Source organism: Candidatus Methylomirabilota bacterium, assembly GCA_036005065.1.
Lineage (GTDB): Bacteria > Methylomirabilota > Methylomirabilia > Rokubacteriales > DASRDR01 > DASYQW01.
Window position 1 is genome coordinate 17,616 of sequence record DASYQW010000054.1, and the last position, 22,548, is coordinate 40,163.

The window sequence follows — 22,548 nt, forward strand, 5'->3', positions numbered from 1 at the left end:
CGCACACCCGCTCACGCCCGGGCCCAGGCGTCTCGCACGAACCCCACCGCCTCCCGGAACCCGCGCTCCCCGGTCCGGCTGAACTCCTCCACCGAGATCCAGCCGTCGTAGCCGACCTCCCGCTTGAGGAAGCCGAAGATCTCGGCGAACGGCACCAGGCCCCGGCCGACGACGCAGAACTCGAACTTTCCCCGCGTCGCCGAGTCGTTGGCGTCGATGCAGGCCACGCGGTGCGCCACCCGCCGGAGGAGCGGGAGCGGCTCCTCGTCGTGGACCAGCGGGTTGCCGGTGTCGAAGTTGATCCGGAGCGCCGTGCCTTCGGTGGCCCGGACGATCTCGAGGAACACGGCCGAGTCCTCGGAGAAGTCGCGGTACTGCCACACGGAAGCCTTCGTGTGGTTCTCGTAGGCGAGGACGACGCCGGCGGCCTCGGCGTGGGGCAGGAGCCCCCGGACCGCGTCGCGGACCCACGCCACGCCCTGGGCGCGCGAGACCGTGGGATGCGCCTGGCCGGCCACCACCCGGAGCATCGCGCCCCCGAGGGCGTACGCCAGGTCGATCATCTCCCGCATCTCGTCGAGCGTGGCCTGCCGGACGCCCGGGTCCGGGTGGGTGAAGTCGGGAGCGCATCGGAGCAGACAAGGCCGGAGACCGGCGTCCTCGGCGCGCTGGCGCAACTCGGCGATCGCGGCCGGGCGCCGATCGCGGAACCAGGCCTGACCGAAGTCGAGCCCGTCGAGCCCGAGGGTGGCGGCGAAGTCGATCCAGGCCGCGATGGACATCCGTCCGTCGACGATGTCCATGAACCAGCTGGCAGGCACGCAGCTGAGGCGCACCGCGGGGGTCAGGGTTCGGGGGTCACCGTCAGGCCCTCTCGGTCTTGTCCAGCAGTTCCTGAAACTCCCTCTGGGCCTGCTCCAGTACCGCCTTCACGTCGGCTCCCTCGATCGCCTTCTCGATCGCCACCCCGATGATGTCCCGGTACTCGGTGACGCCGACGATCTCCGGGACGCCGAGCCGGCCGATCTTGAGGCTCTCCAGGTAGGCGTCGTACCACTCCGCGGGATACCTCCGCTTCGCCCTCACCTCCGGGGCGCTCCAGGCCGACACGCGTGGGACGCCGACCCCGGCCACCATCTGCCGGATGAAGTTCTGCTTGCCGGTGGACCACTGGACGAAGTACCAGGCGGCCTCCTTGTTCCGGGAGAAGCGGCTGATCGCCATCCCCGGCGTGAAGGTCGCCGCCCACTGCCCGCCCGGCCCCCGCGGGAAGACCGTGTAACCGACCTTGCCCGCCACCTTGGACTTCTCCTTGTCCTCCCAGATATTGGCGAAGTTCACGCCGTCGTAGTACATCGCGATCTGTCCCTGGCTGAAGGCCGAGCTGCACTCGTACCAGTTGAACTTCACGACGCCGGGCGGCCCGTAGCTCCGGAGCAGCCGCACGTAGTACTCGGTGGTCGCGATCGCCTCCTTGCTCACCAGGTTCGCCTTGCCGTCCCTGGTCAGGAAATCGCCCCCGAAGTTGAAGAGCATCCCATCCCAGGTGGCGGCGTTGGCGTTCTTGAGTCCCCGGTACACGATCCCGTACATGGCCGGCGGGGTGTGGAGCTTCCTGGCCAGCTCTTCCATCTCGGCCATCGTCTTCGGGGGCTGGAGGCCCTTCTCCTGGAACACGTCCTTCCGGTAGAAGAAGATCAGCGCGTCCATGAAGCAGGGGATCGCGCTGATCGACCCGTCCGGCTGGGCGGCCGTCCGGCGAGCGCCCTCGGTGAAGTCGTTCCAGTCGAACTCCGGGCTGGTCAGAGCCGGACTCTGGAGGTAGCCGTTCAGGGGCTCGTACCACCCCGCCTTCCAGAAGCGCTTCTTCTCGACGTGGAGGCTCGAGTAGAAGGCGTCGATCCCGGAATCACCGGCCGTGAACTGGATGACGTTTTTTTGCCGCTGCTGCTGGTCCGGGAGCATCTCGTAGCTCACCCGCATCCCGGTGAGCTCCTGGAACTCCGGGATCCACCGGACCATCTCCTCCGGCCACGGGTGCTTGGCGAGCATGAGGAACAGCTCCTTGCCCCGGAACCGCTTCCAGTCGAAGGTCTGGCCCTTGGCCGATGTCCAGACGAACGGGCCGGCCGCGGCGGTCGCCGCCACCATCCCGCCCCACCGGAGAAGGTCCCGCCGCGTCGGCTCCGCTCGCCGCTTCCGGGTGCCCATGATCCCCTCCTTTTGTCGTGTCGATCAGACTCGAGCCTCAGGAGCGAGGCGCGCGTACCGCCGGTGCGAGGGCCCTATCATACCCTGGGTGATGACGCCGAGATACCGGGGAGACACCGACCGGAGGCGATGGGCCGGCGGTCCTTTGGGGAAGGGAGGTTAGGTCTCGGCTCCTGTGACTGCCGCTGAGCGGGCCCGGGCCGCCTACCAGGGGGCCGGGGCTAGCATCGGGGCCGAAGCCGGCATCGGCCCGGGCCGCCTACCAGGGGCGGGTCTCTCCCGGCTTCAGCACCCACACCGCCTCGGGATCGAAGCCGCGCCGCGTCACCTCGGCGGCCAGCCGGCGGGGCGGCTCGTCATACGGCTCCTCGGCGAGGTAGAACGTGCCCCAGTGGATTCCGACGAAGCGCGCGGCCCGGAGGTCGACCCACGCCTGAAGGGCCTCCTCCGGCGATGTGTGGACCGGCCGCGTGGCTTCCCGGGGGGTGTAGGAGCCGATGGCGAGGGCCGCGAGGTCGAAGGGGCCGTAGGCGTCCCCGATCTCCTTGAAGTGCCGGGCATAGCCCGAGTCTCCGCCGAAGTAGAAGCGCCGGGTGCCCGAGACGACCCACGAGGCCCAGAGCCGCCGCCCCTGGTCGTGGAGGGTGCGGCCGGAGGCGTGCTGGGCCGGGGTGCACGTGATCTTGAGACCCCGAACGGTGACGGACTCTCCCCAGTCCAGCTCGGTCGCGTTCGTGATCCCGCGGTCGGCCAGCCAGGCCTTGATCCCGAGCGGGACGACCCAGCGCGGATTGAACCGCTCGGCGAGCCGGCGGACGGTGGGCTCGTCGAGGTGATCGTAGTGGTCGTGGGAGATCAGGACGAAGTCGATCGGGGGCAGGTCCTCGAGGGCGATCCCGGGCGGCGTGTAACGCCCCACCCCCACCCGTCCCCCGAACGGACCCGTGCGGTCGCCCCAGTGCGGGTCGGTGAGGAAGTTCACCCCGTCGAGCTGGACGAGGAGAGTCGAGTGCCCGACCCAGGTGACCGTGGGCGCGTGGCCGTTCCGGCGGAGCTCCACGACGTCGGGCGCCGCGGCCGGCAGGGCCGCGCCGTTTCGGTCGCCCAGGAGCATGGGACCCAGCCGGCGCACGAAGTGCCGCACGCGCGTCCAGCTCGAGGCGCGCGCGAAGCCGGGATCGATGTTGCGGAAGCCGGTGGCGAGGTGGTGGATCGGGAGGCTCTGCGTCGCGAGGCGTCCTGCGCGCCCGCTCTGGGCCTCGGAGGGCACGTCGCGGGTAAGCGCGAGGCTCAGCAGGAGGAGTGCGGCCCAGAATGCGATTCGTCGTCCCCCTCCCGGCATGGATACCCCTGGCACGCGAGCCCTCCCTCACGAGCGAAACGTCAGTCTGGGCAGCGGACGTCAGTGTAGAGAGCGAGGTCTCCGTGGTCAACTCGGATTTTCCCCTAGGCGCCTGTCCGAGTGACCCGGCAGCTCGCTCCGAGCGCGCGCCGCGCCAGGGCGCGCGGCCGGCGGCTATCGCAGGAGGCCCGGCAGAAACAGGACCAGGCGTGGAAAGAAGGTGATGGCGAGCAGCGTCAGGATCATGGGAACCAGGAACGGCAGGACCGCTCGGGTGATCGCGGCGAACGAGACCCCGGCGATCTGCATCGTGATGAAGAGGCAGATCCCGAAGGGCGGCGTGTTGGTGCCGATGAGCAGGTTCACGATGACGACCATCCCGAAGTGGACGGGGTCGAGCCCGAGCTTCTGGGCCAGGGGGAAGAACACCGGAACGCTGATGATCAGGATGGCCGTGGTCTCCATGAAGCAGCCGGCGACGAACAGGGCGAGGTTGATCAGCATGAGGATGAGCCAGGGATTGGTCGTCAGGTCGAGGATCCACCGGGCGACGGTGGCCGGCACCTGGTTGATGGCCACCAGCCAGCCGAACGGGAAGGCGACCGAGACGATGAAGACGAGCACGCCGCACATGGCGGCGGCCTCCCCCAAGAGCCGCGTCAGGTCACGCCACGTCAGATCGCCGTACGCGAACCCGAGCACGAGGCCGTACACCACGGTGAGGGCGCCGAGCTCGGTCGGCGTGGCCACCCCGAGCAGGAGCCCGCCGGTCAGGAGGACGGGCGCGACCAGAGCCGGCAGAGCCCGCCAGAAGGTCCGGCGAATCTCGGCGAAGGAGGCCCGCGGCCGGATCGGAGCGTGGACGCGGCCGGTGGCGGCCATCCAGTAGATCATCCCCATGAGCGCGAAGCCCATCAGGAGGCCCGGGATGATGCCCCCGATGAACATGTCGGCCACCGAGACCTCGGTCATCACGCAGAAGATGACCATGATGACGGAGGGCGGGATGATCGGACCGATGATGGACGAGGCCGCGGTCACGGCCGCCGAGAACGCGGGATCGAACCCCTCGGCCTTCATCTCCTCGATCTCGATGATCCCCATCCCGGCCGCGTCGGCCTGGGCGGTCCCCGACATGCCGGCGAAGATCATGCTGCCGACCACGTTGACGTGGGCGAGACCGCCCTGGATGTGGCCGACCAGCGCCCGGGCGAAGTCGTAGATCCGGCGGGCGATGCCGGCCTGGCTGAAGACCATGCCAGCCAGGACGAACAGCGGGAGGGCCAGGAACGGGAAGCTGTCGAGCCCCGACGTCATCCGCTGGACGAGGATGACGAGCGGCGTCCGGCCTTCGAGGAGCAGGTAGGTCAGGCTCGCCAATCCCAGGGCGAAGGCGATGGGGGTCTCGATGGCGACCAGGGCCAGGAACACGACGAAGAGGGCCGCGAGGATCATGCCGCGACCGGCGCGTCCCGCCCGGGCCGCGGGGGGCGCCCGGTCGCGGTGCTCAGCAGATCGTGGACGACGGTGACGAGCATCGACGCCGAGGCCAGGATCAGGGGACCCGAGAAGAAGAGATACCGGGGAAGCTCGATGGGCAGGGCGATCGTCCGCTGCCCCCACTCGAACAGGAGCATCGCCTTGACGCCATTGACGATGAGGAGCAAGCAGAAGACTCCGATGGCGAGCTGGGTCAGGCAGAGGATCACCTGGCGGGCGCCGGGGGCCAGGCGCCCCAGGAACGTCTCGACCTTGATGTGGAGCCCCTGCTTGAGGCCCAGGCTCGCCCCCACGAAGGTGCCCCAGATGAAGCAGTAGGTCGCGAACTCCTCGACCCACACGAGGGGGCGGTTGAACCCGTACCGGCTGACGACCTGGGCGAAGATGCAGAGGACGATCGCGCCCAGGCAGAGGCGGGCGACACCCAGCTCGACTCGCCCGATCGCGGCGAGGAGCCGGGCATAGCCCTCGAGGAAGGCCTTCACGCGGCCCGCCGGCTCCGCTCTGCCCCGGCGGGAGGCAGCGGAAGCAGGGATCCCGGGATCAATCGTCTAGTTGATGTCCTGGACCTTCTGCCACAACCCCCGTGGCCAGAGTCCCTCGGCCTCGGCCTTGCCGACGGCCTCCCGCAGTCGCTCCTGAAAGGGCCGGACGTCGACTTTGGCAAGCTTGGCCCCCTCGGCCTCCATCTTCTTGAGCGTCTCCTCGGCGACCCGGTCGCCCTCGCTCCGGGCCCAGGCCACGGATTCGCGGGCGGCCTCCTCCACCACCTTCCTGAGATCGGGCGGCAGGCTCTGGTAGGCCTTCTCGTTCATGGTGACGTGGGCGCTCGACATGATGTGGTTCGATAGCGTGACGTTGGGCGCCGCCTCATGCATCTTCGCACCATAGGCGGCCGAGATCGGCCCTTCGCACCCCTCCACCACGCCGGTCTTCAGCGCCAGGTAGACCTCCCCCCAGGTCACGCGGGTCGGCCGCGTGCCGAGCGCCTCCCATACCATGAGGTACGCCTTGATCTCCGGCACCCGCATCTTCATGCCGCGCAGGGTATCGAGCCCGGCCAGCGGCTTCTTCGTGAAGATGACCCGCGGCTCGGTGGGCGCGGCCGCCAGGATGCGAAGGCCGTTCTGCTCCCGGAGCTTGTCCACCATGGCCCGATACGTCGGGCTCTCGAGGAACCGCGCCATGTGATCCTTGTCCCGGAACGTGAAGCCCCAGCCGAAGATGGCGAACTCCTTGACCCAGTTGGCCCACCAGTCCAGGACGTCCCCGTAGCCCTGGATCGAGTTGGCCATCATCTGCTCGATCTGGGCGATGTCCCCGCCGAGCTGGTCGCAGCAGAAGTACTCCCATTTGAGCCGCCCGCTCGACTTCTGCTCGCTGAGCTCCACGAACTTGAGCGTGGTCTTGTCCAGTAGGCCCCGGCCGGGGTCGGAGCCACCGAAGCGGAGCTTGAACTCCTGCGCCTCCGTCGGGGAGACGACCAGTGCCGAGAGAACGGCCACCATCAGGGAGAGCCACGGACCACGCCATCGCATGACTCGCTCCTCCTGTGCCTGGTTGGGTTGGCCCGCACTAGTCGATGCGGGATTCGTCGCGATACATCACCTTGTGCCGCGTCGTCTTGATCCAGTCGTCGATCTGGGCCTCGGTCATGTAACTCTCGGGGTTGAAGCGGTCCCAGCTCACGATCTGGTGGAGCGGTTTCTTCCACCGCTTGTAGGAAGGCTTCAAGGGCGGTCCGAAGCACATGACGTCGATGATGGCCAGGTCGTCGGGGACCGCCAGCAGTGGCTTGATCTGCCGCTGGATCTCCTCCTGCCCGATGGCGGTGATCCACCACACGGCGTATCCGAGCGCGGCCGCCGCCAGGTGGGCCGACATCGTGGAGGCCGCCACGCTCTGGAGCAGGATTCGCTCGGCGTTCTGCTTGTAGAGCCGGTCCAGCTCCGAGCCATCGTCGAGGATGGGGAAGGCGCGGACGAAGCGGAAATCCGCCACCACGACGATGCACCCGGGCGCGGTCTTCACGCCGTGGTAGTTGGGTGTGGGGAAGCCCATCCGGAGCTTGGCCCGCCGCTGCTGCTCCTCGACGAAGCAGGCGCCCAGCCGCTCCTTGACGGTGGAGTCGGTCACCACGATGTAGTGCCAGGGCTGGGCATTCGCTCCCGAGGGCGCGTGCCGGGCCGCCTCGAGGATCATCTCGAAGTGCTCGCGCGGCACCGCGTGGGGAGCGAAGGCGCGGTTGGTCATCCGGCTCCGGACCACCTCCATGAAGGCCTGGTAGCGGGCCACGTTGTCGAAGACGCTCGGGTCGGCGACGGCGGTGTCCGCCATGGATCCCTCCGTTCGGCAGCGTCATGACCGCCGAGAACCGGTTCCCGGGGGCGGTTCGCGGCGGGTGGCTGCACAGTAGCCGGGCCGTCGGAGCGCTGTCAAGCGCGCGACCGGAGATGCCGTCGAACGCCGGCCGCTTGCCGGAGCCGGCGGCGGTGGTCTATCATGCGGCGGCTGAAGGCGATGCCGCGGGCGGACGCGCAGCCTCCCCCCAGGATGGGGTAACCTAGAGCGCATGGCGATCTTCACGGCCAGGACGGAGCGGGCCATCGCGGCCGCCGTCGAGGCCCATCAGGGCCAGATCCGGAAGGGCGACCGCCAGATGCCGTACATCGTGCACCCGGTGACGGTGGCGCTGATCCTCTCCCGTTACACCGACGACGAGGACACGATCATCGCGGGTCTGCTCCACGACGTGCTGGAGGACACGGCCCTGTCGGCGGAGACCATCGAGCGCGAGTTCGGGGCCAAGGTTCTGGGCACGGTGAAGGACGTCACCGAGCCGGACCTGCCGGGCTTGTCGTGGGACACCCGGAAAGCCCGGTACCTGCGCAACCTCGAGCGCGCCCCCCGCGGGTCGCTCCTGGTCGCCACCGCCGACAAGATCGCCAACCTCATCTCGATGATCGCCGCCCACGCCTGGCAGGGTGACAGCCTCTGGGAGCGCTTCCACGCGCCACCGGCACAGAAGCTGGCCTTCTACCGGCAGGTCCACGACATGGTGCGGGCAGCGTGGCCCGCCTGCCCGATGCTCCACGAATTTCGGAACCGCCTCGAGGAAGCGGAGCGGAAGCTCCTGCGCCGGCCGTGATGGTTCGGATCAACCGAGCCCGCCTGGAGGCGGCGTTTCACGAGCAGGCGCGCATCGGCGCCACCGCCGGCGGCGGCCTCACCCGGCTGGCCCTCTCCGACGAGGACAAGGTGATCCGCGACCGCATGGTGGACTGGCTCGAGGGCGCCGGGTGTACGGTCCGCGTCGACCGGATGGGGAACATGTTCGGGCGGCGGGCGGGAGCGCCGGACCGCGGCGCCCTCCCGCCCGTGGTCATGGGCTCCCACGTCGACTCGGTCCCGACCGGCGGCCGCTTCGACGGGGTACTGGGCGTCCTCTGCGCGCTGGAAGCGATCCGGGCCCTCGACGACGCCGCGACACGCACGCGCCATCCGATCGAGCTGGCCATCTTCACGAACGAGGAGGGGGCGCGCTTCCAGCCCGCCATGCTCGGCTCGGCGGTCATGGCCGGCAAGGTCTCCCTGGAAGACGCCTACAACAAACGCGACCGCCATGGCCTCCGGCTGGTGGACGAGCTGGAACGGATCGGCTACCTCGGTGCCGAGCCCTGCATCCCCCGCCCCATGCGCGCCTACCTCGAGCTCCACATCGAGCAGGGCCCCTTTCTCGAAGAGGCCGGCCTGTCGGTCGGAGTCGTCGAGGGCATCGTCGGGATCGCCTGGTCCCGAATTACGTTCCACGGCTCCCAGGATCACGCCGGGCCGACCCCGATGCGGACGCGGCGCGACGCCCTGGTCGCCGGCGCCGAGCTCGTGAAGGCCGTGCGGCTCATTCCGCTTCAGATCGGCCACGAGATGGTGGGCACGGTGGGCTGGCTCGACGTCCATCCGAACATCGTCAACGCGATCCCCGGCAAGGTCGTGATGACCGCCGACCTGCGGGCGGCGGACGACGCCGACCTCGACCGCGCGCTCGCCGACCTGGAGGTGGCCGTGCGGGACGCCGCCGCCGCCGAAGGCGTGAGACTGGAGTACGAGCCGCTCATGCGGGTTCCGCGGACCCGCTTCGCGCCCGAAGTGGTCGACGCCGTCGAGGAAGCGGCCAAGGCCCTGGGGGTCGGCTACCGGCGCATGCTCTCAGGAGCCGGCCACGACGCGCAGCACATGGCCACCCTCTGCCCGACCGGCATGGTCTTCGTTCCCTCGATCGGCGGCAAGAGCCATTGCGAGGACGAGGCCACCCACTTCGACGACATCGAGCAGGGCGCCAATGTGCTCCTCCGGGCCGCGCTCGCGCTGGCCGGCCCTGCGTGAGCCCTGACCGGCGCTCCTAAGGTGCCGTCGCCCGCCGACGGCCAGAGACCCGCGGCGGAGTCCGGCGCCGGCGCGCCGGCTCGGCTGGCCCGCGCGTGGTGGCGGGGTCTGCTCGACGACGTCCGCCACTGGGCGAAGGCCAGCCGGCTCGGCCGGGATTTCTGGGTGTTCGTGCTCGCCTCGTGCGTGTCCAGCTTCGGCATCGTGATCTTTCTGCTGCTCTACAGCCTGTATCTGCTGGACCTCGGCTTCGACGACAAATTCCTCGGGCTGATGACGACTGCGACGACCCTCGGCAGCATCGCCGGCACGCTGCCGGCCGGGCTGCTGATCGCGCGCCTCGGGCCGAAGACGACCGTGCTCGGGTGCGTCGCGGGCACCGCGGTCGTCTATGCCGTGCAGGCGGTGGTGGTGGGCCAGGCGGCCTTGCTCGCCTTCGCCTTCCTCAGCGGCGCCATCGGGGCGGTGTGGGCCGTCTCGATCGCCGTCGTCGTCTCCCACCTGACCACCGTCGAGACGCGGGCCCACGGCTTCAGCCTGTTCTTCGCCGCGAGCATCGGGACGGGGGTGCTGGCCGACGCCATCGGCGGCGAGTTGCCCGGCTGGCTGACGCCGCTGGCGTCCCCGACCGACCCGACCCACGGCAAGCAGGCGGCCCTGCTCCTGGCCGCCGCCCTGGCGGCGCTGGCCATCTGGCCGGCGGCGCGGCTAGGCATCAGCGGGGATGCCAGCGCCGAGCGCACGTCCTATCCCCGCGGGCCGTTCGTGGTCCGGTTCCTGATCCCGCTGGTCGTGTGGAATCTCGCGATCGGGACCATCAACCCCTTCACCGGTGCGTACCTCGCGCAATACCTGAAGATGTCGGTGCGCCACATCGGAGTCGACCTGGCCGGAAGCGAGCTGGCCCAGGCGGTGGGTCTCCTGCTGGTGCCGGTGATGCTCCGGAGGCTCGGCCCGGTGCCCTCGATCGTGCGCATGCAGCTCCTGGCCGGGCTGGCGCTGGGGACCCTGGCGATCTGGCCGTCCGTCCTGGCGGCCGGGTTGAGCCTGGCCGGCTACATGGCCTTCCAGTCGATGACCGGGCCCGGCCTCAACACGATCCTGATGAACCGGGTGACGGCGGCCGAGCGGAGCGGCGCCGCCGCGTTGCTGTCCCTGGCCACCTTCTCGGCGCAGGCGGGGGCATCCGCGGTGGCCGGGGACGCGCTCAAGCGCTTCGGCTATCCGCTCGTGTTGACCGTGGCGGCGGTCATCGCGGCCGGCGCCGCGCTGCTGTCGAAGGTGGTGCTGCAGCGAGTCGTCCGACCGCTCGATGTCCCGCCGGCATGACGTCCATCCGCTGGCAGACTCTCCGATCCCGCTGGGCGCTCCTCCGCCTGTCGGGCACCTTCTGGCTGTTCGTGGCCGTGTCGCACCTGTTCACGTTCGGCATCTACGTCTTCGTCCTGCTCTACAACCTCTACCTGCTGGACCGCGGGTTCAAGGAAGACTTCCTCGGGTTCATCACCAGCGCGTGGACGCTCGGCAACGTCGCCGGGACGCTGGTGGCCGTCGGCGTCAGCCGCCGTCTCGGCCTCAAGCGGACGCTCCTGGCGTGCTTCGCCGGCATGGCGGTGGTGTCGGCGATGCGCGCCCTGGTCGTCGGAAAGGCGGCGCTGCTCGGCTCCGCCTTCCTGGGGGGCATCACCTTCGCCCTGTGGGTCATCTCCCTTCCGGTGACCCTGTCCCAGCTGACCTCCGTGGAGCTCCGGACGGTAGGCTTCAGCGCCTACCTGGCGTCGGGCATCGGAATGGGGATGTTCGCCGACGCGGTGGGTGGGTGGCTGCCGGGCTGGCTCGGGCCGGTGATCGGCACCACCACGCCGGTGAAGACCAAGCAGGCCGCGCTGCTGGTCGGCTGCGCGATCTCCGCGGTCGCCATCTGGCCGGCCCTCCACCTGCCTCTCGCCCCGATCGACCGGCTGGCCAAGACCTCCTACCCGCGGGGCCCGTTCATCCTGCGCTTCCTCTTCGCGCTGGCCCTCCTCAACCTCGGGACGGGAGCGTTCAATCCGTTCGCCAACGCCTACTTCGCGCAATACCTGAAGATGCCGGTCCACGAGATCGGGCTCGTCTTCTCGGCCGGCCAGCTGGCCCAGGTAGGCGCCATTCTCCTCGCCCCCGTCATCGTGCGACGGCTCGGTCAGGTGCGAGGGATCATGGTCATCGAGATCTTCACGGGGCTCTCGCTGGCGTTCCTGGCGGCGGGGCCGGTCGGCCTGGTCGCCGCCATGGGCTACGCCGGCTACCTGGCCTTCCAGTGGATGGACGAGCCCGTCATGGAAAGCCTCCTGATGACGCAGGTGGCGCCGGCCCAGCGGAGCGGGGCCGCGGCGCTGATGTACATGGTCATCTTCTGCGCGAACGCGATGGCGGCGCCGCTGGCGGGTACGGCGCTCACGGGGTACGGCTACCCGCTCGTCATGGCCACGGCAGCGGCCTGCCTGGTGCTCGGGGGCCTCGCGTTCGGGCTCCTGCTGAGACGCTATGAGCCGGGAAGTCGCTGAGCCCCGCCCACCCGGCCGACCTTCCGGTCGGTGATGGCTTCCGACGACGCTGGCCCGTTCGGGGACACGCCGCAGACGTCGTATGTCGCGCCGCTGGACCTGTTTCACCGATTCGCCGAGCCCGAGTTGCGGGCCTTGATCGGCGATCTCGGCCTGAAGAGCGGCGATGTCGTCCTCGATGCCGGCTGCGGCACTGGCGTGGCGACGCAATGGCTGGCCCAGCACGTCATGCCTGACGGACTCGCGATCGGCATCGATCTTTCTACGGATCACGTCCAACGGGCTCGACGCCGAGCGAGACCCGAGGGCCTGCCACTGGCGTTCCTGCAAGCCGACCTGACGAGCATCCCGTTGACGGCGCGACGATTCGACCTGATCTGGTGCAGCAACACGATCATTCATCTGTGCGACGCGCTCGACGGAGCGAGGACGCTGGTGCGGCTTCTTCGTCCCGGCGGTCGGCTCGCCCTGGCCCAGAGTCTGTTTCTGCCGGAGATGGTCTTTGCCTGGGACGAGCGCCTGGAGAAAGAAACGGTGCAGGCCTGCCGTCGATACTATCGCGATCAGTACGGTCTGGATGAGCGCGATACGACGGCCATGCGAAACCTGCTCGGCCTGCTGCAACGGGCCGGACTCGGAAAGACGACGGTCAAGACGGTCGTGATCGAGCGAGCAGCGCCACTGACGAGCGAGGACGAAGCGTATTTCCTGGACGGCCTCTTCAGGGCCCACTGGGGGAGCCGGCTGCGTCCCTACCTGTCACCGGACGACTGGGCAGAGCTCGAGCGATTGTGCGATCCCGACTCTCCCCGGTACTGCTTGCGGCGTCCGGATTTTCACCACCTGCAGACGTACACGGTGGTGATCGGCGGCGTGTAGTTCTCACAGGCTGTCCCGCTCGGGGCGGCGAAGCGGGATCAGCCGGCGGGCCAGGCGGAGCTCCCACGGGTTCCGGTAGCGGCCGGCGCCATAGCGCCAGCGGGCCAGCTCCCGGAGGATGCCCCTTCCCCAGCGAGGGGTCGTGACGTCTTGCACGGTCGGGAACCGGCAGGCCAGCACCGTGGCGAAATCGCTGACGCTCCGCCGCAGCTCCGGCGACAGCCACGGCGCGTCCTGGTGGCACACGTAGTCCACCCAGCGGGGCTCGGTCCACTCCTCCGGGGTCGTCGGCAGCGCCGGCCCGGATGGCCCGTAGGTCGAGAGAACCGGAAGCCGCGCCTCGTCCGGCCTGGCTCGCCGGACCGACGCCGGGTCGCGCTGGGGCGTCGGGCTGTAGAAGTAGAGGATCACCTCGCACTCGGGATGGAGCCGCTTGAGCTGCCGGATGAACACGAAGGTGCGGTCGATCTCTCCCGCCGGGTCCTGGGGACCGCCGAGGACGAAGGAGAACTCGGGGATGACGCCGTACTCGCGGCACCGGGCGGCGACCTCGAGCGTGTGCTCGACGCGGGTCCCCTTCTTCATCCGCTTGAGGACCTCGTCGCTGGCCGCCTCGGCGCCGATGTAGGCCATCCGGAGCCGGCTGCGGCGAATCAGCTCCCAGGTCCCGGTCGAGAACTTGGCCAGCGTGTCGGCCCGCGCATAGCACCACCAGGGCATCTCGGCCCGGGCGAGCTCCTCGAGGATCGGCACGCTGGTCTCCTCGCCGTCGAAGAAATTGTGGTCGAAGAACTGGATGGCCGTCGCGCCGTAGCGATCCCGTAACGTCGTCAGGGCCGTTTGCAGGCGACTGGCCGCCCCGAGCTGGGTATGGCCGTTGAACATCGAGACCACGCCGCAGAACGTGCACCGGTAACGACACCCGATCGCGGCCTGATGGACGCCGGTGCGGCTCCCCAGGAACGTGGGCCGGAGGTATTGCCGGACGTCGCCCAGCCGGTGGTAGGGGAAGAGCGGAAACTCGTCGGGCGACCGAAACGGCCGCTCCGGGTTGTGCACGATCCGCCCATCGTCCTTCCAGGTCAGCCCCGGCACCGCCCGGAGGAGAGCCCCGTCGCGGGCCGAAGCGGACGGGCCGGGCGGGCCGGCATCCGGCAGCCGCTCCAGCAGGTCCAGCAACGTCTCCTCTCCCTGGCCGCGGATGACATAGTCCACGTAGGGCGCGTTGATGGCGGCATTCGCGTACAGGGTCGGAAAGTACCCGCCCCACGCGATCGGCACGTCGGGATGGGCCGCCCGGACGGCGGAGGAGATTCGGATCGCCGGGCCGACCTGCGGTCCCGGCATGACGGTCAGCCCGACCAGCGCACAGGGGCCCGCCGCCAGCGCCCTGAGCACGGCGCCGGCCCCGTCGGGCTCCACGTTCTCGTCCACGATCTCGTAGTCGTAGCGGTCCTCCAGCACCGCCCCCAGCGCCAGCACCGAGAGCGGCAGCCGGATGTTCTCGCGGTCACAGATCCGCGGATTGACCAGGATCATGCGCCGCCTCGCCATCGAGCTCCCCCCTCAGCGCGACGGGGACGCCGAGTAGATGGTGAGGATCTCGTTTCCGCAGTCCTGCCGCGCCACGGCGGCCACGGTCAGCGCCTGCTCCTTCAGGGCTGCCAGCATCCCGTCGGCATCGCCTTCGGTGGAGAGAACGAGGAGCGCGCGCCCCCCTGGCGTGAGCGCGGCCGGCAAACCCGCGGCGAAGCGCTCCATGACGTCGGTCCCCTGCCAGGCGACCTCGAGTGGAGACCGGGGGACGCCGCGGAAGAACGGAGGATTGAACAGGACCAGCTCGAACTGCTCGCCCTTGACGGGGTCGAAGAGATCCCCGTGACGAATCTCGACCCGGTCCTCCACCTGATTGAGGAGCGCGTTGATGCGCGCGCAGCGCACCGCCTCCGGGTTGATGTCCACCCCCACCGACCGGAATCCCCGCCGGGCGGCGAAGATCGCCCCCACGCCGGAGCCCGTCCCCATGTCGAGGACCCGGGCCTCGCCCCGATCAGGGGAGGCCGCCCACGCCTTCCGGTGATCGGCGAGCGGCAAGGTCGCCACCGCCCGCGCGAGGAATGCGCTGGAGGCAAAGACCGTCGGGTTGAAGACCTCCGGGAGGATCAGGAGGCGGACACCGTCGAGGCGCTCGAGGACGTGCCGGCCCACCCGGCGTCGCAACAGCGGCCACTGCATGCCGAGCCAGACGCGGGTCCATCCGCGCGTGAGCCGGTTCATCGGGACGCGCGCTCCATCGGCTCGGCTCCGGCGCCGGCGGCCCGGTGGAAGAGCACCGGCCCCGGCGCGAGCCGGGACTCCTCCACGGTCCGGCCCAGGAGCAGCACGTGCGAGCCGGTCTGGACGGTGGCCTCGATCTCGATCTCGGCGATGGCCAGTGAGAAGTCGGGGCAGGAAAGGCCGAAGCGGGTGCTCGTGATCCGGCCGAAGGGTGGCGGATCGATGGGGCCGGCCGCGGTGTGAAACCGACCGAGCACGTAGACGGTGTCCCGGTAGGCCGCCGGCGCCAGACACCACGCGAGGCGGCCGGTCGCGAGTATCGTCCCCAGCGCCCGGCTTTCCCGCCGCAGCGCAAGGGCAAAGCGTCCGGCCTGGAGCGGCCCGACGAGATCCATCGGGAACAGCTCACCGCCCGTGAGCGCGACGATGCCGACCGGGCGGGGCAGCACGTAATAGAGCGCCACGGCGCGGTCGTCGAGGTCGCGCCCGCCGAGCCCGAAGAGCCCGCGCCGAGCGCCGCGGCCGTCGCGGACGGCGCCCCGACGGAGGATCGCCACCTCCGGGGACCCGTTGGCGGCGACTCGCTCCAGCTCGATCGCGCCGACCTCGACGCCCGCGCGGCGTACCACCAGGCTCGCCTTGTCGGCCCCCACATTTCCGACCGCGATCGCGAACGGTCGAAGCGACGCCGCGACGTGGGCCCTCGTCACGTCATTCACCACGCCGTCGGCCTGCAGCTCGACCCGGACGTCGCCAGGCACCGTGTCGAGGCCGACCGCCTCGTATCGCGGCGCGAAGGGGCGCAGGAGTCGCCGCAGCCGCCTCATCATTCACGGCGGCGGAATGCGAGAAAGAGAAAGCGTCCGCCCTTCACCCGCGCGGTTCCGAAGGACGGCGCGGCCGCCCGGGACAGGAAGGGCCGCGAGTGCCAGAACGTCTCGACCGGGTCCCGGTGCCGCCTCGACCCGCCGCCAGCCGCCGACAGGACGACGCTCAGATATCCCGGCCGCACGACGCTCCAGTGAAGCGGGTTCAGCACGCTGGCCAGGAACAGCGCTCCGGCCGGCAGTGCCGCGCCGATCGCCTCGAACACCGGCCTCGGATCGGCGATGGCGTTCAAGACTGCGAAATTCGCGATGGCCGCGTCGAACGGTCCCCGCTCCCGCACGGAGCGCACGAAATCTTCGAGCGTGGCCCACCACACCTCCACGGCGCCCTCGGCGATCACCGCTCCGCAACGCCGTTCGAGCTCCGCGATCATCCGCGCCGACCCGTCGTAGGCGACGACGTGATTCCCGCGACCGGCCAGCCAGAGCGCGTCGACCCCGGTGCCGCAACCGAAGTCGAGCACGCGGCCGCCGGGGGGAACGCGCCGCGCGAACTCGCGGTGAAAGGCCTCGCGCGTCTCGACCCCCCGGAGAGGAGAAAGCTGGGCGTCGTAGTCCGAGGCGATCCGGTCGTAGTAGGCGATCGGCCCTGCACGCTCCGACCCCATCGCGCAGACAGGACGCAGAGCCGTGTCACACCCTTTCACCGCGCCGGGTCTCTCGCGCCCGGTGCGCCGCCAGCATACCCCACGCCGGCGCGACACGCCAGCCGGCGGGCCCGGCTGCTGCCGCCACGGGCAAGTTCGCCGGTCAGGTTTGCCGCCTCGCAAAGACCTCCCCGGTCAGCACCTCGGCCGGGATCACCGCGTCGAGCCGCTCGAGGAACGCCGGCCCGCGCATCCACTCCGCCAGCTCCAGCTTCATGTGCTCGTACTTCATGAAGTTGAAGGCATAAGAACCCCGCCTGTTCAGCAGGTCGATGCAGGTCCTGGTATCCTCCAGGAAGGGGCGGTTGGCCTCGAAGGCCACGCAGGGAAGCGGAGTACGCAGGCCTCTGAACACCTCCGGCTCGAATCCTTCCACGTCGATCTTGCAGAAGCCGGGCAGGCCGTACTGGCCGATGAGCGCTTCCAGCGGACGCACTTTCACTCTTTCCGACTTCCCCCAGTGCAAGCCCTGGAAGGCCGAATAGAACCGCACGAACTCCCCGGACAGGGTGGCGCATTCGCTGTTTTCGTCGCAGAGCAGCAGCTCCGCTTCCGACACGGCGCTGCCGATGGCGCAGGCTTCCAGGCTGAAGGAGGGATTCTGGCCGAATCTCTTTCTCAGGACCGCGAGGCAGGTCGCTTGCGGCTCCACGGCCAGCACCCGCGCCCCGAGGGAAAGGAATATCTCCGTTCGGTCCCCGGAATTGGCGCCGATATCGTAGCAAAGGTCGCCGGGCTGCACGAAGCTCCGGTAGAAGGACCGCATGGCCCTTCGCTTTCTCCAGCCCGACCTGACAGAGGGGAGCGGCAAGGCGGGGGGACGTAGCCAGGCGGAACCGATGGCTCAGCCGAACGGGAGATCAACCGCCTCGGTAGCGTACATCGCAATCGAGCCAGTCTACCATAGCCCCCGGGGGACCCGGCCGCCGGCCGCCCGATCCGGAGCCGCGCTGCGTTGCTTGACATTCCTCGGACCCCGGGCTAGCATGCGCCAATTGCCGTGGGTAGGGCATCCTCGAGAATTCCATGATCGACGTCCTGCTCGCTCACTCCTATTTCCTCAAGTACGACCCCAAGCAAGTCGACAAGATGCGGCCCTACCCGCCGCTGGCCACGCTATACGCGGCGTCGGCCCTGCGCGAGGCGGGCTACTCCGTCGCGCTCTTCGACGCGATGCTGTCCGACGGCGAGCACGAGTTCGACGAAGCCGTGCGACGCCACCGGCCGCGGTTCGTCGCCCTCTACGAGGACAGCTTCAACTTCCTCGTCAAGATGTGCCTGAGCCGGATGCGCCGGGCCGCTCAGCGGATGAGCGAGATCGCCCGGGAGAACGGAGCCGTCGTCATCGCGGCCGGGCCGGATGTGACCGACAATCCGGACGTCTACTTCCCGCACGGCGTCCAGTACGCCTTGATCGGCGAGGCCGATCGCACCCTGCGCGACCTGATCGACATCCTCGACAGGCGGGTGACTCGTCCCCTGGACGAGCTGGACGGCCTGGCTCTGCCGGATCCGGCGGCGCCGGCGGGCGTTCGCCGGACCCGGCCTCGCACGCCGGAGCGCCGTCCCGATTCCTTCCGCTTCCCCGCCTGGGATCTCGTGGACGTCGAGCGGTACCGGGCCGCGTGGCGTCAGGCTCACGGCTACTTCAGCCTCAGCATGGTCAGCACCCGGGGCTGCCCGTTCCACTGCAACTGGTGCGCCAAGCCGGTCTGGGGCCAGCGATACGCCATGCGGTCGGCGGCCAATGTCGCCGAGGAGCTCGACCTCGTCAAACGCACGCTGCGGCCCGACCACATCTGGTTCGCCGACGACATCTTCGGGTTGCGACCCCAGTGGGTGGCGGACTTCGCGCGTGAGGTACAGGCGCGGGACGCCGCAGTCCCGTTCATGATCCAGTCCCGGGCGGACCTGATGACGGAGCAGGCGATCACGGGCCTGGCCGCAGCCGGCTGCGTCGAGGTCTGGCTGGGGGCCGAGAGCGGCAGCCAGCGGATCCTGGACGCGATGGACAAGGGGATCACCGTCGGCCAGATCGTGACCGCCCGGACCCGGCTCAAGGCCGCCGGGATCAAGGTCGGGTATTTCCTCCAGTTCGGATACCCGGGCGAGGACTTCCAGGACATCCTGGCCACCGTGCAGCTGGTACGCGATACCCTGCCCGACCGCATCGGCGTCAGCGTCAGCTACCCCCTGCCAGGCACCAAGTTCCACCAGATGGTGAAGGATCAACTCGGCCCCAAGACCAACTGGGTGGACAGCAACGACCTGGCGATGATGTTCCGGGGCACCTACGAGACCACCTTCTACCGGCGGCTGCACCGGCTCCTGCATGCCGACCTCGAGCTTCGCCTGGCATCCGCCAATGGGCCCCCCGATGTGGCCACCCGGGCGGCGCTGAGCGGTCTGGACGAGGAGTGGACGGAGCTGGCCGAGACGGAGGCGCAGTATCGCAACGTCTCGCCGACCCTCATCGCCAAGGACGCCGCGTTGCCGGTCGCGCCGGATCTGAGCCGCGAGTGGAACTGACCAGCGTCGATCCTCGACTGCTCGACACCCGGCGCGCGTTCGACAGCGTCGCCGCCGACTACGACGGCCCCCGCGGGAACAACGAGCTGATCCAGTGGATGCGCCGCCGCATGTGGCGAACCCTCACCGGGCTCTTTCCCCCGGAGGCGCGACTGCTGGACCTGGGCTGTGGCACGGGGCTCGACGCCGTCCACCTGGCGGCGCAGGGGTACGACATCGTCGCCACCGACTGGTCCCCCCGGATGGTCGCGCGCACCCAGGCCCGGGCCGCCGAGGCGGGCGTCCGAATCCGGGTCGAGGTGCTGGGCATCCAGGAGCTCGCCCGGCTCGATGGCGAGCGCTTCGACGGCATTTACTCCAACCTGGGGCCGATGAACTGCGTCCCCGATCTGTCGGCGGTCGCCCGCGCGGCGGCCGCCGTGCTCGAGCCACGAGGCCGGATGGTGGCGACCGTCATGGGACGGATCTGTCCCTGGGAGTTCCTCTACTACGTCGGGCGGGGACGCTGGGAGCGCGCGCGCATCCGGAGCGCCCGGGGCATCGTGCCGGTCGGCATGAACCGCCACACGGTGTGGACGGCCTACTACACGCCGCGCGAGTTCTACCGGCCGTTCGCCGATCGGTTCGAGCTGACTGCCTGTCGCGCCCTCGGTCTCTTCCTGCCGCCCCCCTACCTCGTCCGGGTCCGCGAACGGCTCCCCCGGTTGTGCGGGCTGCTGGGCTGGCTCGACGACCGACTGGGCGGCTTGCCGCTTCTCCGCAATGCGGGAGACCACTTCCTGATGGTGCTGACGAAGCGCGTCTGACAGTGCCCGAGCGGCCCGGGTGAGCTAAGGCCGGGGTGAAGATCCGCGCGTTCCGGGGCTACCGATACGCCGGCGGCCAGCGCGACCTGACCAAGGTCGTGGCGCCGCCCTACGACCAGATCAGCCCCGACCTTCAGGACCGCCTCTATGCGCTGAGCCCGGTCAACATCGTCCGCGTCTCGTACCCCCGGGACGGTGCCGGCGACAAATATCAGGAGGCCGGCCGGGCGCTCGACGCCTGGCTCGCCCAGGGCGTGTGGGCGCGCGACGACCGGCCGGCGATCTATCCGTACCATCAAACCTACACCGTGGCCGGGCAGCCCGTGACGCGGTCGGGGTTCGTCGCCCTCGGGGAGGTCTCGGAGTACTCGGCGGGCATCGTCCGGCCCCACGAGCGGACCCACGCCGGGCCGAAGCAGGATCGGATGCGGCTGCTGGAGGCGACCGCAGCCGACATCGGCCTGCTCTTCATGCTGACCGGCGACCCGGACGGCGACCTCCTCCGGGCGGCGGCGCCGACGGGACCGCCGATCGCCGAGGCCCGCGACCTCAAGGGCGAGCTGCACCGGCTCTGGCGCATCACCGAGCCGGCCACCGTCGCGCGGATCCAGTCGCTCATGGCCCCGCGGTCGGTCATCATCGCCGACGGCCACCACCGCTATGAGACGGCGGTCGAGTACGCGCGCCGCCACCCGGACGCCCGTCACAAGCTCATGGCCCTCTTCACGCTGGAGGCCCCGGGGCTCACGATCTTCCCGAACCACCGCCTGGTCCGGCGTCTGGAGGATTTTTCCCTGGACCGACTCCGGCGAACCGCCGCGCCCTGGTTCGACGCGGCGCCTCTGCCCGATCCCCTCGCCTTTCGGCCCACGAACCGCGCGATCGGGGTGGTAGCCGGCGGCGAGGCCGCCGTCCTCACCCTGCGCGACGGCGCGTTCGACCGCATCGCCTGGCCGGCGGCCGCCTCGCGGGCGTGGCGTGAGCTGGCGGTCTCCATCCTCCACGAAGGGATCCTGCGGCCACTCCTCGACATCACCGACACGAAGCTCGACGCCCGAACCCACGTGGACTACACGGCCGAGCAGGCCGAGGCCGTCCGGCTCGCCCGCGAGGGACGGTGCCAGGCCGCATTCCTGATCGCCCCGACCACGCCCGAGGAGCTTCAGGCGGTCGTCCGGGGCGGCGAGCTGCTCCCGCAGAAGTCGACGCACTTCTACCCGAAGCTCCTGGACGGCCTCGTCTTCGCCCGGCCGGGCGAGGAATAGGCGACGTACCCACCGTGGACGCGCAGCCCTTCCGGGTCCGGATCGCCGAGGAGGTCCTCGCGGATCTCCGCGAGCGGCTCCGCCGCGCGCGCTGGCCGGACGAGGTCCCGGGAGCGGGCTGGTGCTACGGGACCGACCTGACCTACCTCCGGCAGCTCGTCGACTACTGGCGGGACCGTTACGACTTCCGCCCTCACGAGGCCCGGCTGAACGAGTTCCGCCAGTTCACGGTCCCGCTGGCCGGCGTCGAGCTGCACTTCATCCACCAGCCAGGCGTGGGCCCTCGCCCGCTGCCCCTGCTCCTGTCACACGGCTGGCCGGGCTCCGTCTGGGAGTTCCACAAGCTCATCCCCTTCCTCACCGATCCAGGGCGGTTCGGCGGCGACCCGGCGGACGCCTTCACGGTCGTGGCTCCCTCGCTGCCCGGCTACGTCTTCTCGTTCCGCCCAGGTCAGCCGCGCCTCGGCGTCCCCGAGATGGCCGACGTCTTTGCGACGTTGATGGCGGAAGTGCTCGGCTATCCGAGATTCGGCGCCCAGGGCGGCGACTGGGGCGCGTTCGTGACCTCCCGGCTCGCCGTCACTCACCCGGATCGACTGGTCGGCATCCACCTGAACCTTCTCCCGCTGCGGCGGGAGATCCCGCACCCGGCCACGCCGACCGAGGAGGAATCGCGGTATCTGAAAGAGCTCGCGCTGTGGCTATGGGAGGAAACCGGCTACCAGTGGATCCAGGGGACGAGGCCCCAGACGCTCGCCTACGCGCTCACGGACTCGCCGGTGGGACTGGCGGCCTGGATCGTGGAGAAGTTCCGGAACTGGAGCGACTGCGGCGGCGACGTCGAGCGCCGATTCACCAAGGACGAGCTTCTCACCAACGTGACGCTCTACTGGGTGACCGGCGCGATCAACTCGTCCTTCTGGCCCTACTACGCGCGCTACCATCAGGGATGGCCGCTGCCCGAAGGGGTCCGCATCGAGGTCCCCACCGCCTACGCGGCGTTTCCGTGCGAGATCCTGCGCCCGCCGCGCGCATGGGCCGAGCGCGTCTTCGACATCCGTCGCTGGACCCCGATGCCGGCGGGCGGCCACTTCGCCGCGATGGAGGAGCCGGAGGCGCTCGCCGCCGACCTGCGCGCGTTCTTCCGCGGGCTGCAGCCCCGGGACTAGCCGTGCCACGACGGGGGGGCATCGGGGGGTCCTCCGAGCCCCCCCCGAAATGACCGAGGAGGCTGTCGGAGTAACCACGCTCCGCAGCTTGCCCAACCGCCCACGGT

Annotated in this window: 21 protein-coding genes; 9 read left to right on the forward strand and 12 right to left on the reverse strand. The window is 69.8% G+C overall.

Going from position 1 to position 22,548, the window contains the following annotated elements; genetic code table 11:
* Nucleotides 1–11: 11 nt before the first annotated feature.
* From VGW35_03865 to VGW35_03895, 7 genes are all read right to left on the reverse strand, one after another.
* On the reverse strand, nucleotides 12–821 hold the full coding sequence (locus VGW35_03865) for a sugar phosphate isomerase/epimerase family protein (protein HEV8306779.1): 810 nt from the start codon (nucleotides 819–821) through the stop codon (nucleotides 12–14).
* A 43-nt stretch (nucleotides 822–864) separates the two neighbouring features.
* A complete protein-coding gene (locus tag VGW35_03870; protein ID HEV8306780.1) occupies nucleotides 865–2,211 on the reverse strand; it encodes a sugar ABC transporter substrate-binding protein in 1,347 nt (448 codons plus the stop codon).
* 259 nt (nucleotides 2,212–2,470) lie between these two features.
* Nucleotides 2,471–3,568, reverse strand: coding sequence for an MBL fold metallo-hydrolase (locus VGW35_03875; GenBank protein ID HEV8306781.1), 1,098 nt, complete (start codon nucleotides 3,566–3,568; stop codon nucleotides 2,471–2,473).
* A 159-nt stretch (nucleotides 3,569–3,727) separates the two neighbouring features.
* Nucleotides 3,728–5,008: a TRAP transporter large permease gene (locus VGW35_03880; protein HEV8306782.1), complete on the reverse strand. Its 1,281-nt coding sequence runs from the start codon at nucleotides 5,006–5,008 to the stop codon at nucleotides 3,728–3,730.
* On the reverse strand, nucleotides 5,005–5,538 hold the full coding sequence (locus tag VGW35_03885; GenBank protein HEV8306783.1) for a TRAP transporter small permease: 534 nt from the start codon (nucleotides 5,536–5,538) through the stop codon (nucleotides 5,005–5,007). Before VGW35_03885 ends, VGW35_03880 begins: the two co-directional genes overlap by 4 nt.
* Nucleotides 5,539–5,604: 66 nt before the next feature.
* On the reverse strand, nucleotides 5,605–6,591 hold the full coding sequence (locus VGW35_03890; GenBank protein HEV8306784.1) for a TRAP transporter substrate-binding protein: 987 nt from the start codon (nucleotides 6,589–6,591) through the stop codon (nucleotides 5,605–5,607).
* 37 nt (nucleotides 6,592–6,628) lie between these two features.
* Nucleotides 6,629–7,390 carry a nitroreductase family protein gene (locus VGW35_03895; protein ID HEV8306785.1) on the reverse strand — a complete coding sequence of 254 codons (762 nt, stop codon included), beginning with the start codon at nucleotides 7,388–7,390 and terminating at the stop codon, nucleotides 6,629–6,631.
* A gap of 235 nt (nucleotides 7,391–7,625) precedes the next feature.
* Here VGW35_03895 and VGW35_03900 point away from each other — a divergent pair, with 235 nt between their 5' ends.
* The 5 genes from VGW35_03900 to VGW35_03920 are packed head-to-tail and all read left to right on the forward strand — an operon-like array spanning nucleotide 7,626 to nucleotide 12,861.
* Nucleotides 7,626–8,201: an HD domain-containing protein gene (locus tag VGW35_03900; protein ID HEV8306786.1), complete on the forward strand. Its 576-nt coding sequence runs from the start codon at nucleotides 7,626–7,628 to the stop codon at nucleotides 8,199–8,201.
* Nucleotides 8,201–9,436: a Zn-dependent hydrolase gene (locus VGW35_03905; GenBank protein HEV8306787.1), complete on the forward strand. Its 1,236-nt coding sequence runs from the start codon at nucleotides 8,201–8,203 to the stop codon at nucleotides 9,434–9,436. Before VGW35_03900 ends, VGW35_03905 begins: the two co-directional genes overlap by 1 nt.
* A 21-nt stretch (nucleotides 9,437–9,457) precedes the next feature.
* Nucleotides 9,458–10,765, forward strand: coding sequence for an MFS transporter (locus VGW35_03910; protein ID HEV8306788.1), 1,308 nt, complete (start codon nucleotides 9,458–9,460; stop codon nucleotides 10,763–10,765).
* Entirely contained in the window at nucleotides 10,762–11,982 is a 1,221-nt protein-coding gene (locus VGW35_03915) for an MFS transporter (GenBank protein ID HEV8306789.1), read from the forward strand. Before VGW35_03910 ends, VGW35_03915 begins: the two co-directional genes overlap by 4 nt.
* Before the next feature lie 33 nt (nucleotides 11,983–12,015).
* A complete protein-coding gene (locus VGW35_03920; protein HEV8306790.1) occupies nucleotides 12,016–12,861 on the forward strand; it encodes a class I SAM-dependent methyltransferase in 846 nt (281 codons plus the stop codon).
* Nucleotides 12,862–12,864: 3 nt separating this feature from the next.
* On the opposite strand, the gene VGW35_03925 is transcribed toward VGW35_03920, so the two are convergent.
* The 5 genes from VGW35_03925 to VGW35_03945 form a co-directional block, all read right to left on the reverse strand.
* On the reverse strand, nucleotides 12,865–14,415 hold the full coding sequence (locus VGW35_03925; GenBank protein HEV8306791.1) for a radical SAM protein: 1,551 nt from the start codon (nucleotides 14,413–14,415) through the stop codon (nucleotides 12,865–12,867).
* 12 nt (nucleotides 14,416–14,427) lie between these two features.
* Nucleotides 14,428–15,138 carry a HemK2/MTQ2 family protein methyltransferase gene (locus VGW35_03930; protein ID HEV8306792.1) on the reverse strand — a complete coding sequence of 237 codons (711 nt, stop codon included), beginning with the start codon at nucleotides 15,136–15,138 and terminating at the stop codon, nucleotides 14,428–14,430.
* The gene (locus VGW35_03935) at nucleotides 15,135–15,968 is read right to left on the reverse strand and encodes a hypothetical protein (protein ID HEV8306793.1); all 834 of its coding nucleotides are present in this window, start codon (nucleotides 15,966–15,968) and stop codon (nucleotides 15,135–15,137) included. The genes VGW35_03930 and VGW35_03935 overlap by 4 nt, the downstream gene beginning before the upstream one ends.
* A complete protein-coding gene (locus VGW35_03940; protein ID HEV8306794.1) occupies nucleotides 15,965–16,633 on the reverse strand; it encodes a methyltransferase domain-containing protein in 669 nt (222 codons plus the stop codon). Before VGW35_03940 ends, VGW35_03935 begins: the two co-directional genes overlap by 4 nt.
* A gap of 142 nt (nucleotides 16,634–16,775) precedes the next feature.
* Entirely contained in the window at nucleotides 16,776–17,438 is a 663-nt protein-coding gene (locus VGW35_03945) for an FkbM family methyltransferase (protein ID HEV8306795.1), read from the reverse strand.
* 260 nt (nucleotides 17,439–17,698) lie between these two features.
* Between VGW35_03945 and VGW35_03950 the strand changes: the two genes are divergently transcribed.
* From VGW35_03950 to VGW35_03965, 4 genes are read left to right on the forward strand one after another with little or no spacing between them, the layout of a single operon-like run.
* Entirely contained in the window at nucleotides 17,699–19,201 is a 1,503-nt protein-coding gene (locus tag VGW35_03950) for a radical SAM protein (GenBank protein ID HEV8306796.1), read from the forward strand.
* Nucleotides 19,192–20,007, forward strand: a complete 816-nt coding sequence (locus tag VGW35_03955; protein ID HEV8306797.1) for a class I SAM-dependent methyltransferase — start codon at nucleotides 19,192–19,194, stop codon at nucleotides 20,005–20,007. The genes VGW35_03950 and VGW35_03955 overlap by 10 nt, the downstream gene beginning before the upstream one ends.
* Nucleotides 20,008–20,042: 35 nt before the next feature.
* Nucleotides 20,043–21,272 carry a DUF1015 domain-containing protein gene (locus tag VGW35_03960; protein ID HEV8306798.1) on the forward strand — a complete coding sequence of 410 codons (1,230 nt, stop codon included), beginning with the start codon at nucleotides 20,043–20,045 and terminating at the stop codon, nucleotides 21,270–21,272.
* A gap of 14 nt (nucleotides 21,273–21,286) precedes the next feature.
* On the forward strand, nucleotides 21,287–22,441 hold the full coding sequence (locus VGW35_03965) for an epoxide hydrolase (protein ID HEV8306799.1): 1,155 nt from the start codon (nucleotides 21,287–21,289) through the stop codon (nucleotides 22,439–22,441).
* Nucleotides 22,442–22,548: the final 107 nt, after the last annotated feature.